This is a genomic window from Nostoc sp. DSM 114159 (assembly GCF_053470285.1).
This window is the reverse complement of record NZ_JBPFEH010000001.1, coordinates 2,562,815-2,579,534: the sequence shown is the minus strand read 5'-3', so window position 1 is coordinate 2,579,534 and position 16,720 is coordinate 2,562,815. Positions and strand designations below refer to the sequence as shown.

10 protein-coding genes are annotated in these 16,720 nt (G+C 39.4%); 2 read left to right on the top strand and 8 right to left on the bottom strand.

Features of this window, described 5'->3' with window-relative positions:
• Positions 1-60: 60 nt before the first annotated feature.
• Both ACR5KR_RS10670 and ACR5KR_RS10665 read left to right on the top strand, forming a co-directional pair.
• Positions 61-1,725, top strand: coding sequence for a tryptophan halogenase family protein (locus ACR5KR_RS10670; RefSeq protein ID WP_448266495.1), 1,665 nt, complete (start codon positions 61-63; stop codon positions 1,723-1,725).
• Positions 1,726-1,846: 121 nt separating this feature from the next.
• Positions 1,847-3,394, top strand: a complete 1,548-nt coding sequence (locus tag ACR5KR_RS10665; protein WP_448266494.1) for a flavin-containing monooxygenase — start codon at positions 1,847-1,849, stop codon at positions 3,392-3,394.
• A 99-nt stretch (positions 3,395-3,493) separates the two neighbouring features.
• Here the strand turns inward: ACR5KR_RS10665 and ACR5KR_RS10660 are convergent, their stop codons facing one another.
• The 8 genes from ACR5KR_RS10660 to ACR5KR_RS10625 form a co-directional block, all read right to left on the bottom strand.
• Positions 3,494-9,112, bottom strand: coding sequence for an ATP-binding sensor histidine kinase (locus ACR5KR_RS10660; protein ID WP_448266492.1), 5,619 nt, complete (start codon positions 9,110-9,112; stop codon positions 3,494-3,496).
• 429 nt (positions 9,113-9,541) lie between these two features.
• Complete coding sequence (gene cbiE / locus ACR5KR_RS10655; RefSeq protein ID WP_448266491.1) at positions 9,542-10,753, bottom strand: precorrin-6y C5,15-methyltransferase (decarboxylating) subunit CbiE; 1,212 nt, start codon at positions 10,751-10,753, stop codon at positions 9,542-9,544.
• 45 nt (positions 10,754-10,798) lie between these two features.
• Positions 10,799-11,203, bottom strand: a complete 405-nt coding sequence (locus ACR5KR_RS10650) for a VOC family protein (RefSeq protein ID WP_445626576.1) — start codon at positions 11,201-11,203, stop codon at positions 10,799-10,801.
• An 18-nt stretch (positions 11,204-11,221) separates the two neighbouring features.
• Positions 11,222-11,818, bottom strand: coding sequence for a tRNA isopentenyl-2-thiomethyl-A-37 hydroxylase MiaE (gene miaE / locus ACR5KR_RS10645; protein ID WP_448270159.1), 597 nt, complete (start codon positions 11,816-11,818; stop codon positions 11,222-11,224).
• Between the two features lie 334 nt (positions 11,819-12,152).
• Entirely contained in the window at positions 12,153-14,048 is a 1,896-nt protein-coding gene (locus tag ACR5KR_RS10640) for a CheR family methyltransferase (protein WP_448266490.1), read from the bottom strand.
• A gap of 230 nt (positions 14,049-14,278) precedes the next feature.
• Complete coding sequence (locus tag ACR5KR_RS10635) at positions 14,279-14,905, bottom strand: chemotaxis protein CheB (RefSeq protein WP_448266489.1); 627 nt, start codon at positions 14,903-14,905, stop codon at positions 14,279-14,281.
• A 148-nt stretch (positions 14,906-15,053) separates the two neighbouring features.
• On the bottom strand, positions 15,054-15,923 hold the full coding sequence (locus ACR5KR_RS10630; protein WP_445626580.1) for a polyphosphate kinase 2 family protein: 870 nt from the start codon (positions 15,921-15,923) through the stop codon (positions 15,054-15,056).
• A gap of 177 nt (positions 15,924-16,100) precedes the next feature.
• Entirely contained in the window at positions 16,101-16,577 is a 477-nt protein-coding gene (locus ACR5KR_RS10625; RefSeq protein ID WP_445626581.1) for a hypothetical protein, read from the bottom strand.
• Positions 16,578-16,720: the final 143 nt, after the last annotated feature.

Here is a 16,720-nt window from a genome sequence, read left to right as displayed (position 1 = left end):
AACTAGCTTCTGGAAATGGACAATTAATACTTAATTAAAGCCGCAAAGAGAAATTTTACTATGTCACAGCACGTACAAAATGTTGTAATTGTCGGTGGTGGTTCAGCAGGTTGGATGACGGCAGCTTATTTGAGCAAAGCCTTGAAAAAAAATGTTCAGATTACCTTGGTAGAGTCTTCTAATATTACAAAAATTGGAGTTGGCGAAGCAACTTTTAGTAGCATCAAGTCATTTTTTGATTTTCTGGGATTACAAGAATATGAATGGATGCCAAAATGCAATGCTACTTATAAGATGGGGATTAAATTTGTTGATTGGAATTCCGATCGAAGACACTTTTACCACCCTTTTGAAAGATTTGATTTTATTGATGGATTCAGTATCTCTGAATGGTGGTTAAAACTTAAGAGTGCCAATGAGGCATTTGATTATTCCTGCTTCATGGCACCGACGCTGTGCGATCGCCAAAGGTCTCCGAGATATCTTAATGGCAAAATCTTTGATGATAGAGTAGAACATTTATTCTCAGAGAAACATTTTTCTGACAAAAATCTCATCACACTTGCTGATGCTGAAGGTCAATATCCTTACGCCTACCATTTTGATGCAAATCTAATTGCTAGATTCTTGAAAGATTATTCAATACAGAGGGGCGTGAAACAAATTGTTGATGATGTGGTAGATGTAAATTTAACCGAAGATGGAAGCATAGATAGTCTCAACACTAACGAGCATGGCATTATCAGTGGAGACCTTTTCATTGACTGTAGTGGTTTCCGTGGTCTTTTGATTAACAAAGCTCTTGGTGAGCCATTCATTTCTTATTCAGAGTCGCTACTGTGCGATCGCGCGATCGCCATACAGATACCAAGCGATATTCAGAAAAATGGCATCAACCCTTACACAACTGCAACTGCTCTCTCATCAGGTTGGGTCTGGAATATACCTTTGTATGGCAGAGATGGTACAGGATATGTTTATTCCAGCGCCTTCATCTCTGCACAGGAAGCAGAACAAGAATTTCGCCAGCATCTAGGAAATGTCGCTGATAATTGCAAAGCTTCTCATATCCAAATGAGGATTGGACGTAACAGAAACTCATGGGTGAAAAACTGTGTAGCAATAGGGCTTTCCAGTGGATTTGTTGAACCATTAGAATCTACTGGCATATTTTTTATTCAGCATGGAATTGAAGAGTTAGTCAATCACTTTCCAGGGAAGTCGTTCAATGAAGAGTTGATCCGCAACTATAATAGAGCGATCGCTAACTGTCTAGATGGTGTTCGGGACTTTTTGGTACTCCATTACCGTGCCAGCGATCGAGCAGATACAAAGTTTTGGCAAGCAACTAAGCAAGAAATTAAAGTTCCTACGGAACTGCAAGAAAAGTTAAAGTTGTGGAAAAGCAGATTACCAAATAAAAAGAATATCAATCCATATTTTCATGGGTTCGAGACATACTCTTATTCGGTAATGTTACTTGGACTCAATCATAAGCCTGAAGCTAGTTTACCTCTGCTGGAGCATCTTGACGACGAGAAGGCGCTAGCTAAATTTCAGGCAATTAAAGAAAAAGCCAATTACCTGAGTACAAATCTACCCTCTCAATATGAATACTTAACTTATGTAATCAAGTCTCAAGAACATTCAGAATACCTCAAAGACAATCATTTTCCGACTTCATCAGTTAACGATAGCGCATATCAAATTCCTGTGCCAATCTAATATAGAACTTACGCAAACAATAGTCAAAACTTTAATTTTCAGGTAAGTAAGGGCAATTCATGAATTGCCCTTACTGCGTGTATTTTTCCGTAAGTCCAATAATAATTAAGGAAAATCCAAGATGACAGCGAAACAAATATGCGTGATTGGGGCAGGAGTGAGCGGATTAGTCTCAGCCAAGACATTTATTGAAGAAGGTTACGAGGTTACATTGTTCGAGAAGCAGCAGGAACTTGGCGGTGTGTGGGAAAGGTCGAGAGCTTACCCAGGACTGTCGCTCCAAAATCCCAGAGACACCTATGCTTTCTCAGACTATCCTATGCCTGCCTCTTATCCAGAATGGCCTTCAGGAGAACAAATATGCGCTTACCTTGAATCCTATGCCCAACACTTTGGTGTCACAGAAAAAATTCAATTCGGTGCAAACGTAACTAAAGTGGAGCGCAAATCAGGAAATACTCCTGGATGGATAGTTAGTGTTAGCTTTCAAGAAAATGGTAAGGAGATCGGAAAACAAAATTATAACTTCGACTTTGTGATTGTGTGCAATGGTCTTTATGATATTCCCTACATTCCTAACTTGCCGGGAATGGAAGAGTTCATTGCCGCCGGAGGTAAGGTAATACATAGTAATAACTTTAATGACGCCTCTGTAATTGAGGGTAAGCGCGTGGTTGTTGTCGGTTTTGGCAAGTCAGCCACCGATTTGGCAAATTTCGCAGCTAGCAAGGCTAAGGAATGTACCCTTGTGTTCCGTCAAGCGCTGTGGAAATTTCCCAACTTCTTTCTCGGTTTGTTCAACATCAAGTATATTTTCCTGACTCGGTTTGCAGAAACTTGGATGCCCTATCATAAACTTCAAGGATGGGAAAAGTGGCTGCATAGTTTTGGCAAGCCACTAGTGTGGGCATTCTGGCGGCTGAATGAGACTATTATGCGTTTACAGTTTCCTCTTGATGCTTGTGGGATGGTGCCCAAACAGCCGATGAACAAATTGATTGGTTGTAGTGTCGGCTTGGTGCCTGAAGGCTTTTTTGAACATGTACGCGCAGGCAAAATTCGTGCTGTGAAGACAAAAATCAACAAGTTTTTTGCTAGTGGTGTCGAATTGGATAACGGGGAGCAAATACAGGCAGATGTGGTTGTCTTTGGCACAGGGTTTCTTCAAGATATCCCCTTTTTAGAAGAGAAGTATCGCAGACACGTATTTGATGAGCAAGGCACTATCCATCTTTACCGCCATCTCATTCACCCTCATGTTCCCCAGATGGGTTTTGTTGGTTATAATTATACTTTCTGTGCCCAGTTATCAGCAGAAATTGGTGCTAGGTGGTTATCAGAGTATGTCAAAGGAAATTTACCTTTACCATCCCCGCAACAGATGTTAGAGGATGTAACAGTAGAGTTGGAATGGAGGAGGAAAGATAGACCCTATGCTTTCGTTAGTGGAGCATGTGTGACTCCTTTTACATTCCATTACATTGATGAGTTGCTTCAGGATATGGGTCTTGGCACCCGCCGCAAACAAGGAAACCTGCTTGGAGAGTTGATGATGCCAGCAGATCCATCTGCCTACAAGAATCTCCGACAGGAATTACAGGCAAAACAACAGCCATCTCTTAATGATTCTGCGATCGCGGCAAGTGTAAAGGTAAAAAGCGTTCTTTGATATCTCCATAATACGGTTCGATGAAGTTCTAAACCGAACTGTATTATGAAGAGTGCAGAGTACTAAAGAACCTAAATTTTTCAGTATTAACAGCTTGTTTTACTGTTGCATTGGAATCTCGATCGCAAACTCAGTTCCCTTTCCTGGAGTTGATTCACAGCTTAACTGACCTTTATGTTTGTCCACTACCACTTGATAACTAATTGACAACCCCAACCCCGTACCACTTCCTACTGCCTTAGTGGTAAAAAATGGATCGAATATTTTTTGCTGTACCTGTGCAGTCATCCCATAACCGTTATCAGCAATCCGAATCTTCAATGTATTTACTTCTCCTAGTTCAGTACGAATACGAATCTGAGGATTTTTCCTTGGAGAATCTTCTCCATTGTTGTAGTCCTCTAAAGCATCGATCGCATTACTTAAAATATTCATAAACACTTGGTTAAGTTGACCGGCATAGCAAATAACATCCGGCAGTTGTGCATATTCTTTTAATACCTCAATTTCCGCGCGATTATTATTTTCTTTTAGTCGGTGCTGCAAAATCATTAGGGTACTGTCGATGCCTTCATGGATATTGACAGGCTTCATTTCCGATTCATCTAGACGAGAGAAGTTACGTAAGCTCAGAATAATATTTCGGATACGGGAACTTCCCACCTTCATCGAATCGAGAACCCTTGGCAGGTCTTCTCTCAGAAATTCTACATCCATTTCCTCGATTTTCTGCTCCACTATTGCTGAGGGATGGGGATATTGTTGCTGATAAATGTTAATCAAATCTAGCAATTGTTGAACATAATCACTTGCGTGAGTGATATTACCATGAATAAAATTGATAGGGTTATTAATTTCATGGGCAATTCCCGCCACCATTTGCCCTAACGAAGACATTTTTTCACTTTGAATTAATTTACTTTGGGTACTTTGTAATTCTTCTAGAGCTTCTTGCAAATGCTGATTTTTTTCGTTTAGTTCTGCTGTTCTTACTAGCACCTTTTTCTCTAGTATATGGCTGTATTCCTCCAACTGCTCATTCGCTTTAGCCAAATTATTGTAGAGAATGGCATTTTCTAAAGAGATTGCAGCTTGGATAGTTAAAAGCTTGAGAACTTCTAGGCGATCGCGTGTAAATGCTGCTGTAGTTAAATTATTTTCTAGATAGATTAGCCCCAGCAATTTCCCTTGATTAAGCATTGGAATACATAATATGCTTTTTGGTTGCTCGCGGTTAATATAACTATCTATCGCAAAAGAAGCTCGATCTGTAATGTCATCAATTACTAATATTTCTTGGGTTCGTTTGACATAATTAATCAGAGAAATAGGAACAATATCGCTAGACTCGAAAGGAATAGATAAAAACTCTGTGTGAGTATCTCTAAAAGTTGAAGCAGAACTAATTGCAGCAATAGTTAAGTCTAAATTATTAGCTTCACTCAATATCAGCACACATTTAGAAGCTCCTGCATTCTCCATCACAACTTCCATTAAAGTAGAAAGAAGTGCCTCCAATTCAATTTCTCCAGATACAGCTTGAGAAGCTTTAATGACAGTTCCCAAATCTAACATATCTGAAATACTAGTGTTGGAGCCAATGACAGTTTCATTCGTCACCAAAGTAGATTTATTGCTAAGTGTAGATAGGTGTAGACTCAGTTCAGGTAAATTATTTTCACTGTAAGAATAGCTAAGTTCTTCTTGCTGAATCGTGGGGAGAAGTAATTGAGGATAGCGTTTTTGCAAATCATAAACTTTGGCTAACGCTCCCCAACGAACATAGCAATAATAGGCATCAGTGAGGTATAATTGAGCAATTTTTTGTTTACCCCATTTGAGATAAAATATTCCTGTTAATTCACAAGCCAGAGCTTCATCGTTAATGTATTCATTTTCTTTGCTAAGGGAAATAGCTTTCTCGTAATTATCTATCGCTTCAAGATATTGACCAAGAACTCGATGCCGTTCCGCCTCTACTAAATGAAATTTATGTAAGTAATTCATTGGAGCATGATGTGCCCAATGTGCTATTTTTGCCTGATTTTCTCTAACTTTTTTGATAATTCTTTCTTGTTGATCTTCATCAACATCAGGATACAAAGCAAGCTGTACTAATGAATCATAAAAATAGAATTGAGCACTGATTATCATTCCTAGACCAGCAGATAAATACTGTTCTGCCTTCAGAGAATTTTCAAGTGCTTGGGAATAATCTGTAAATAGGTAACATAGTTGCAGTTTACAAATAAACAAGCAAATAATTGCAACTCCATCATTAGCCGCCATATGAATCGGTAACATTGTTTGCTCATTATATGCGTCACCAATTAAACAACAAGAATTTTCTGAAGAACCTAACAAATTCAATACCATCTGGCGATATATTTCATTCCAATGAAAAACCCGCTCTTGTTTTATTTGTTTGATAGCATTGCTATGCGTTGCCATTTCCTGCTCAAGAGGAACTAATTCCTTACCAATAAAATATGCATAATAGGAGTATGTATAAAGACAATAAGCCCCAAATTCTAAATCTCCTGTTTCTAAATTGTTAGAGTAAACTTCTATCAAAGGTTTTAAAGTATTTCTAACATGTTCTTTCCAGGGTTTGATCAGTTGATTATATGTTTGAATTACCTTCAACATAACTTCTTGAGTTTGGAATTTGCTCAACATACTTTCAGCCAGTTTGCCAAATCGATAGCCAGACTCAATATCTCCCACTACACTGCACAATATAATCCCATAAGCAACATACACGAATGCAGATAAAGATGCATTGCCATATTTAATCGATAAGTTGATCTGATTCAGAACTATTAATGGAAACAATGTGGGAACAACTGTGTAGGTAAAAGCAGTTATATTAGATAATATACGTATCACTACTAATGACCGAGAGTCCGTCATTTGGGGTAAATTAATTAAATCTTCAATACTCCTGCCGCTTAGATGTGATGCTGTTTCTGCTAATGCTATTTCAATATCAGACTGCTGAGGATTACAGGGAAAGTCTACTCCTAATAATTTTAAAAATCCTAGTGCAAGATTAACAGCTTCTAGTGCTTGACCCTGTGCGCCATAAGCTTGAATTTTTACTTCATAGACTTTCACTTTTTCTAAGAGTGTTTTAGCTCTTACTAATACCACCTCTGCCAATTTCTCCATCTGCTCAAAGTCGCCAGCCAAGTATGCTGCTTCTGTTGCTATTTCATACAAAGCTAGAGTTAGGTCATATTTTATCTCCCAACTATTATCTGCTAGTAGCTCAATTCCAGTAGTTAAATACTTAAGTGCCGATGAATAAGCTGTTGATACTAAAGCTTTACGTCCAGCGATTAGATTCATTTCAGCTAACTCATTACGTTTAGCTTGATGGATGATAAATTCAGCTGCAATATTCAAATGATTGACAAGCTCAAAAATATTTTCTTCCCGTTCGGCAATTGGGGTATTTTTCAAGAGAAGCAGCCCAATTTTTAAGTGCATTTGCTTGATTTGGTCTTCGGGTATTAGAGAATAAGCTGCTTGCTGAACTCTATCATGTACGAATTTATATCTGGGAAGTTGAGAATTAGTTGCTGAGAAATTTTCTGATTCTCTACTTGAAAAGCTTAATAGTTGTCTATCATTTTCTGGTGCCAAATTATAACTATCTTTTTGAAGTATAATCAGTCCTTCAAGTAATGCTTGCCATAATTCTGATGCTGTATCTATTACAGATTTTTCATTAACAAGTGATAATGTTTTTAAGTCAAACTCATTACCAATACAAGCAGATATTTTTAATACATTTTGTACATTCTGGGGCAACTTTCCTATTTGTATGCCCATAAACTCTACTACATCATCTGTAAAAGATAAGGTTTTAATTTTGGTAATATCATACTTCCAATAGCCAGCATCAAAATTTAATTCAATTAGTCCATCATCATATAATAATTTGAGAAATTGAGATGTAAAGAATGGATTGCCTTTAGTTTTGAAAAACACCATTTGAGTCAGAGGTACAGCAATGACTTCTGGACAACGTAGCGTATCGGCAATCAGATGGTTTAAATCAAGTTGACTTAAAGGTAAGAGTTTAAATGTATTAATTACTCCTCCAACTTTGGCAATTTCTTGCAGTGTCAAATTTAAAGGGTGTAGATTTGAAACTTCATTATCTCTATAGGCACCAATTAGTAGCAAGCTACCTTGACTTTCAGATGTTTTCTCTGTATCTTTAGCAAGGTGAGAAGAAGTTCCATCCATTAATAGTTGAATAAATTTCAAAGAAGCCGTATCTGCCCATTGCAAATCATCTAGAAAAATGACTAGAGGATGATCTTTCGTAGTGAAGACCTGGATAAATCTCTGAAACAATAAATTGAAGCGATTTTGAGCGGCGCTACCAGTAAGTTCAGCAGATGGGGGTTGTTTGCCAATAATTATTTCCAGTTCAGGAATTACATTAATTATTACCTGAGATTGCGTACTCAATGCCGATAAAATTTTGGTTTTCCACTGTTGAATTTGGGCGTCTGTTTCGGAGAGTATTTGACTAATTAAATCTCGCAAGGCTTGCACCAATCCTGACAACGGAATGTCACGTTGGAATTGGTCAAACTTACCTTTGATGAAGTAACTACGCTGTCTAGCAATGGGTTTGTGGACTTCATTAACCACAGCAGTTTTACCAATCCCTGAGTAACCAGAGACTAAAATCATTTCCGTGCTTCCCTTTGTCACTCGGTCAAAAGTAGTAAGGAGAATTTCAATCTCTCTTTGACGACCATAAAGTTTTTCAGGAATAGCAAAATGATTTGAGATATCCCGACTTCCTAATTCAAAGGCTGTAATATTTTGTTTCTCTTGCCATTGGTTTTGACATTTCTCTAAGTCATGCCTAAATCCATGAGCGCTCTGATATCGGTCTTCGGCATTTTTTGCCATCAGCTTGCTGATAATATCAGATAAAATTGTGGGAATATTAGAGTTAATATGACTAGCTTTTGGCGGCTCTTTGGCAATGTGAGAGTAGACTAACTCCATCGGTTCAGTAGTACTAAATGGTAACTGCCCTGTCAGGAGTTCAAAGAAGGTGATACCCAAGGAATAAAAGTCGGTACGGTAGTCTATACCTCGATTCATGCGTCCTGTTTGTTCAGGGGAAATATAAGCTAGAGTACCTTCTAGGACATTGGGATTTGTGAGAAATTGAATTTCTTTTGGTAATAGAGTTGCAATACTAAAATCGATGATTCTAGTCTTACCCGTTATCGGATGAATCAAAATGTTAGCGGGTTTGATATCTTTGTGAATTATGCGATGGCGATGTAATTGTTCTAAAGTTGCACTAATTTCAATAGCAATATCGAAAAACTCACTCAATGAAACAGAATGATTTCCTTTTTTCTGCTCTTCTTGTTGCCAAAGATTCAGGGCAATACCACCAAAGTCTTCCATTACTATCACATACCTATTGTGATATTTTTCTAGATTTATTGGTTTGACTATGCCTGGAATTTGAAGATTTTGGGTAATAGTGTACTGATTATGAAACTGATTAATTTCAGCAAAACTAGGATCTTCATTACGCATCAATTTTAAAATAACTGATTGCCGATCTTTTTCATTGATAGCTCGATAAACTAAGGTTTTTTTCCCTGAATATAATTGCTTAATAATGCGATAGCCAAGTATAGAAAATAATTTATCTGATTCTACTAACATTGCATTTAGCTATGATAATTTTCTTTCTCTGGTTTAGTATACCCAGAGCATAGTAGCTACTATCAGTGAGTCATGTAATTTTGTAATGTGCTAAAAATTAGAATTATTAATCACCAATTGGCAGCAGATTGTAGGTAACTGAGCTATAAGAAGATCAGTGTATTAACGGGTAATGAGTGGCTATTTATGTTTAGTTTCTTCAAAAAGCGAAAATTGAAAAATGCTGCGATCGCACATAAATATTAGACATTTTAACCGCAGACAGATATTCATTTTGCTGTATCTAAAGGTAGAGGATATACTCAAAATTGTTCATAGTTTTGACAGCAAGATACATTTGACAGAGTATAATGTGTATAAAACAATTAAAATTTACGTAAGTTATCACCAAATTACAAAAGCGATCGCACTCATAACTTTATTCAATTTTTAAGACTTCACTACTACCCATTGCGTCACAGCCGCCATTGCTCGCCAACCTAAAAATTTACCAATAGGTTCCGCTCGCTGAATGGCAATACGAGTTAAATTGCCACCGACTTGTTCATACCATTGAAATAAAGTTTGCTCGCCCTCTACTGTGACAACATTGGCCACTAAACGTCCACCCGGCCGCAGTGCTTCCCAGCAAACATCAAAAAGTCCGATTGCTGTCACCCCACCACCAATAAAAATAGCGTCTGGTGCTGGCAAATCTTTCAGGGTATGGGGCGCTTTACCTTCAATGATTTGCAGATTTGGAGTACCGAGAGTAGCAGCGTTGTCAGCAATATACAGTAGTCTAGAGGAATTTTGTTCGATCGCGATCGCTCGACATCGCGTATTACTCCGCATCCATTCAATTGAAATTGAGCCGCAACCCGCGCCCACATCCCACAATAACTCTCCTGGTGTGGGTGCTAAAGCTGCTAGGGTGATTGCCCTAACTTCACGCTTCGTTAACTGTCCATCGTGGCGGTAGGCGTTATCTGGTAATCCTGGTAATCTTGGCAATGGGATAACCCCAGTATCAGCAATACAATCAACTGCGATCGCATTCAAAGCCGCAACTTCGATTTCACTCCAGGATGCAGCCGTACCTTCCACAATTCTTTCATGAGCGCCGCCCATACGCTCCAATACGGTGATTTTACTGCCACCATAGCCGCGATTTGTCAAAATTTGAGCAACGATCGCTGGTGTATCTTTCCCCTCACTCAAAATCAACAGTCGCGCTCCCGGATAAATGTAACACTGGAGTAGGGAGGATGGACGACCATTCAAACTCAAGGTTTCTACCTCAGTCAAAGACCATCCCACCCTAGCACAGGCGAGGCTGAAGGCTGAAGGTGCGGGGATAATCGTCATTTCAGAGACGGGAATTCGCCGCGCTAAGGTGACACCAATGCCGTAACACATCGGATCGCCGCTTGCGAGTACGCAGATTGACTGACCCCGGCGCTGAATGATTTCCTCTACTGAAGCACTAATGGGAGATGTCCAGACTAGTTTCTCACGTCGATCGTCTGTAGGAAGCATTGCTAAATGGCGATCGCCTCCCACAATTACTTTCGCTCGATCGAGTAAAGAAAGAGCGATCGCGCTTAACCCCTGTAATCCATCTTCCCCAATGCCAACAATAGAAAGCCATTTCTGTATCATGCTAATTCATGATTAATTACTTCATAACGTTGTTGGCAGGAACTTTTAACTGATAATTCCGAGATTGTTGTAGATTTCGATGAGATTGCCATCGGGATCGCGCAAATGAGCTGTGCGGATTCCCCAGCTTGGGCGATCTCGTGGTTGAGTCACAACGAGCGCATTTTGAGCCTTTACTTGCTCATAGACCTCATCCACGTTATCCACTGCCAAAATCAAGACTATTTTATCTCGATTGACAACGTATGAAGGCTGTTCAATTCTTGGGACTACTTCAGCCATTAATTCTTGTTTGAGTAAACCCAGCTTGAGATATCCGGTATTAAACTCAGCATATCCGGTATTTTCATCGCCCCAATCGACATCAAATTTCAGCAGATCCCGGTAGAACAGAAAAGAATCTTTGTAGTTGGAGACAAGCAGTCTCAGGTGTGTTAGCTGAAGCTTCATATCTGTTGGGTTAGTCTACTAACTGTGAATTCTAGGTTCTGGGTGCAAAGTCGCCAGCAACTCGCTTTCGACAATTGCTAATTCATCAAGCCGCTGCATAACAATTTCTTTGTCGAAATAAGTAGCAGCTAAAACCCAATATATACCGTAGTGACGCGCTTCGGATGCCATTAGCCCACGATAAAATTTTGCTAACTCTGGCTCTGGACAGTAAGCAGCTAATAGTCCCAGGCGTTCGTGAGAGCGAGCTTCAATTAAACCAGTGACTAGTAAGGAATCCAGAAATCGCTCAGGTTCTTTGGGGCGTACTTGAGCTTTTAAAAGAGCGCCGTAAGGAGGCGGTGGTAGAGGAGCTAGGGGAATATTCCGGCGCTCTAACCATTGGTTAACTAGCTCAAAATGTTCTAGTTCTTCGCGAGCGATCGCAGTTAACTCCCGTACCATTTTAGTATTGGAAGGGTAGCGAAACATCATGTTCAAGGCTACCCCTGCTGCTTTGCGTTCGCAGTGGGAGTGGTCGAGTAAGATGATATCTAAATTAGCGATCGCTTGTTCTAACCAAGCAGAACTAGTGGGCTGTTTCAGGGCGTTGATAGTCGATAACTGAGTAAGCACAGAGTCAATCAATTTTGGATTTTGGATTTTGGATTTTGGATTTTTCAATAGTTTAAACTATTAGTCCGCCAAAGAAACTTTGCGGGATTTATCGTCAGAAAATCAAGTTCTTTTCTCCCTACCTTGCCTACTCCCGCTTCGGCTACGCTCAGTGACCACCTGCCCCCTGCCCCAATACTGCACGCTTTGTGCATTCTTAACTCGGAATTGGGTTTGGGGAAAAGGTTAAAGGGTAAAGGTTAAAGGTTTTTTCTTTCCCCTTTCCCCTTTCCCCTTTTCCCCTTAACCGACAAGTATTGCCCCCTGCCCCCTGCCCCCTGCTCCCCTGCCTCCCTCATTCCTGCCGCTGCCGTTTCTCCATTTCTTGAGTAGAAATCATACTGTTGACTTTCTCTACATCTACCATCATCAAAACTGCTCCTTGCATTTCAATTCCAAGCAGGGGAGTAATTGCTAGGTAACATTTTATTTGTCTACCCCGACGATTGGTAGCATCGAGGATCATTTCTTGAAACTGCTTTTTCCCGGATAGAGATTCACGAATAGGCGATCGCAACTGCTCGACGGGTAGCCCAATATCTAAGCTGAAGATAGACTTGCCGATCACTTCATCAGTCCGCAAGCCCCATAAATCTTCGACCATGTAATTCCAAATAGAGATATTAAAGCTGCCGTCAATTACCACTACTCCCGTTTGCAGACTTCTGAGAATAGAAATGAGACTAATATTTGTGTGATTAAGTTCTGTGGTGCGCTGGCTCAGTTCGCTATTAATTGTCTGTAATTCTTCATTAGTAGATTGGAGTTCTTCATTCATCGTCTCCAATTCTTCATTGGTAGATTGGAGTTCTTCGTTAGTAGTTTCTAACTCTTCATTGGTAGATTGTAATTCTTCGTTGGTAGTTTCTAACTCTTCATTGGTAGATTGTAATTCTTCGTTGGTAGTTTCTAATTCTTGTTGGGAACGTTTCAAGGCATCTTGGAGTTTAATATAACGGGTGACATCATGAAAAGAAATACTGACTCCTAAAAAGCTGCCATCTGTATCTTGTAAAGGTGTAATTTGTACATCTAGATATTGAATTTCTGTGTTAGACACATAGCGCTCTACATTTGTTATGCTCACAGGGCGGCGTTCGGTATAAGCCCGTTCAATTAGCGATCGCAATTCAACAGGTCGATAGGAAAGTTCTAGATCCTGGAAGGGACGAGTTAAATCTTTGGGGAAAAGACCGAACAAAATCCGCGCTTGCTCGTTCATCATTACCAGAGTGCCATTGGTATCAATGACTATTTGGGCGATTGGAGTTGTGTCAAAACCCATTTCTCGCAATCGGAGATTTCGAGCCAAACGGTTGCTAGATTCGTCATCTGCGGGATTTGCCATAACTAAGAGGCGATCGCGTAAATTCACCGTCGATACTTTAGTAAATATTCGATTTTTTAAGTCCAGCGGCATAAACAAATTAGAATGCATCAATAGCATCTCTGCTTTTCCTAAAAACAGATAGCCATTATCATTTAGTGCAAAATGAAACCGGGCTAGAATTCGCCCTTGAGTCTCAGAATTAAAATACATTAATGTATTGCGGCTGACTAATAAATCTAAACGCGAAATGGGTGCATCCTGAAGCAAATCGTGACGACCAAAAATCACTGAGCGGCGCAAGTCTTGGCGGAAAACATAGCGGTTCCCCACAAGTTCAAAGTATTTCTGCCGCAGTTCATCTGGTATAGATTGGACATCTTTTACTGAATACACAGCTTGCCTAGCCTGGTTGAGAGCATCTTCATCTACATCTGTGGCGTAGATTTTCACTCGTTGACGAAATTCCTCTGCTCCCAATATTTGGGCCATCAACATTGCCAGGGTATAAGCTTCTTCTCCAGAAGCACAGCCAGCGCTCCAGATACGGATTTGATCGGCAGCTTGTTTATTGTTAATCAGATTAGGCAGTATTTGCTCTGCTATCTCTTCCCAAGCTGATGAATCTCGAAAAAAAGCGGTCACGTTAATTAAAATCGTATTGAAAAGATGATTAAATTCTTCTGGATAAACTTCTAGATAGTCTTGATACTCTTCAAAACTTTCTATGGCTAATGACTGCATCCGCTTGAGTACTCGACGTATCAAAGTCGAGCGCTTATAGCCTGTAAAATCAAATCCCCGGCTTTGTCTGAGATAAACCAATAAATTTTCAAATTTAGGATCTTTTTCTGCGGAAGTCATAGTTTAAGGGGGCAGGGAGCAGGAACAAAGGAGTGGAGTTCATTATGCTTCCACGAGTATCAAAGCCTCATTAATGGAGTTCTGAGCCACATTAACGCAGTTTAAAGCCTCATTAACGGAGTTGTGAGCTTCATTAATGGAGTTCAAAGCCTCATTAAACTATGTTGACACTAAGTTGGTTGCACTTTAATACATATCTCCTCTACTCCCCTGTCCCTATGCCTCTCAGTTTAGTTAAATTTTGCCATGACTAAACTTACCAAGGTGGTAGAAATTTCATCAAGAGGTAGAATAAAATCTACATTGCCAGTGTTAATTGCGGCGGAGGGCATCCCTGCAAATTCGGCGGTTTTTACGTCTTGGACAATGACAGTACCACCCATTTTTTTAATTGCTTCTATTCCGATTGCGCCATCGCTAGCCGTTCCACTTAGCACAAGGGCCATCGCTCTGTCTTTGTAAGTGGCTGCAACCGATTCAAATAATAAGTCAGCCGAAGGACGTAAAAAATGTACTAATTCAGATTGTGATAAAGAAAGTGTACCGTCACCATTAACCAACAAGTGACGATCGGGTGGAGCAACGTAAGCCGTTCCTGGGGTCAGGGAATCTCCTTCTTGTGCCTGTTTGACAGTAATGTCTGTGCGCCGACTGAGAATTTCTGCCATAAACGACGGATGTTCCGGAGCCAAGTGTTGCACAATGGCGATCGCGGCAGGAAATTCTGCTTTTAGAGTCGATAGCACTTGAATTATAGCAGTCAGTCCGCCTGCCGAGGCTGCGATCGCCACTATATCAAAGGCAGCATTAGTAAAGTGAGGTGGATGATTTTTGGCATTTTCTGCCATTTCAATCATGATTTTGCCCCTATGACTATCTGCATAACTTCTTTAGTTACAAATAGTATTACATTAATTAAGTTGCAATTTTTTCTTATTTACATATATCATACAATATATTTTAACTACTTCAGTATTTTTTGCCTTTACCGATCAAATTCACAGGTTAATCTTCCTGCTCTAAAATAGATTTCGCTTTCAAAAGTTGCTGCTTATGTTCCTCACTAACTGTTGGGTATTGCAGATTTAGTTCTTCTAATTTTGTGCAGATAATATTGGCAACGATCAGCCGTGTAAACCATTTGCGATCGGCAGGAATGATATACCACGGTGCCCATTTAGTACTAGTATTATTAAAAACTTCTTCATAAGCATTCATATAATCATCCCAAAAAGCTCGTTCTCGGACATCATTATCTGAAAACTTCCAATTTTTATCAGGAGAGTCAATCCGTTCTAAAAAGCGTTTTTTCTGCTCTGACTTAGAGACATTTAGAAAAAACTTCAAAATGATGACGCCATTATCAACCAAATATTTTTCAAAGTTATTGATTTCTTCAAAACGCTGTTTCCATATCTTATTTCCATTAGGAATGTGAGGAAGTTGTTGTTTCTGAAGCATTTCTGGATGGACGCGAACCACTAGCGCTTCTTCATAGTATGAACGGTTGAATATGCCAATTCTTCCTCTTTCTGGCAGAGCTTTCATTGAGCGCCACAAGTAGTCATGGTCTAATTCTTCCGCACTGGGGCCCTTAAAACTAAACACCTGAAATCCCTGTGGATTAACACCAGAAGTTACGTGTTTAATAGTGCTGTCTTTGCCAGCAGCATCCATTGCTTGAAAAATAATCAACAGAGCATAGGTGTTTTGAGCATAGAGAATATTTTGGTAATTAGCTAGTCGTTCAATATCTACTTTTAATTTGGTTGCAGCATCACTTTTTTGATGGAAATCAGTTTTATAAGCTGGGTCATAGTTTTTTTTCAAAGAAATCTTTGAACCAGGTGGAACAATGAAAGCATCATGATTCATCTATCAAATCTCCTAACAGCTATTTAATACAAAAGCACATTTTGAAGCGTTGATTCCTGAAAGTTAAGTAAAGCAACGTAAATAATTAAAAGTTTGTAGTGAGGACTTTAGCCTCTCTGCAAACTAATCTCAAGATTTATTACATTACTTAATCTACTTCGATTTATTCTCATCTACTTACTTCCGTCGCTTTGGCATCGGACGCATTGCTTCACGTCCCAAGATAAACATCCCTGTGATACCTAAACAGACAAACCAAATATATTGATACCAATATTGCCGAATCTGTACAACTGTACTAGTTTTTGGATGCAATGTATTTAAGTATAGCAGCAGCATCAATATCATCAGTGCCCCAAAACCAACAAGGCTCAAGCCAATAAAAATTCGTGCAGAACGCAGTTCAAAATCACTAATAGTATTTAGGTCAATTTCTGCCAGTTCCTTAAAGGAGTCATCCGCTAAAGATGAGGCTGCTTGAAATCTATTACTCAGTTTTGATGGCAAAATTGGCGACAGTTTTGCTACAGTTGGGCGACGAAGTAAAGCCTCAGTATCTCGCAGCAATTCTAGTGGTTTACGGGTAGTAGTTGGTTGAGCAAACTCTATGTTTTCTGTAGGAGTTGAGGCATTAGCTTTGCTTTCAAAATCCATAGTATACTTCGGAAAAACCAGGATATACATAGCCTAGCGAATCAAAAGACAAATGCGTGAAAATAATTTGTAATTTGTAATTAATTGATTTTTGGGAAAATACTAATCATTCTACATTACTGATAAATTCTGACTCCTGACTC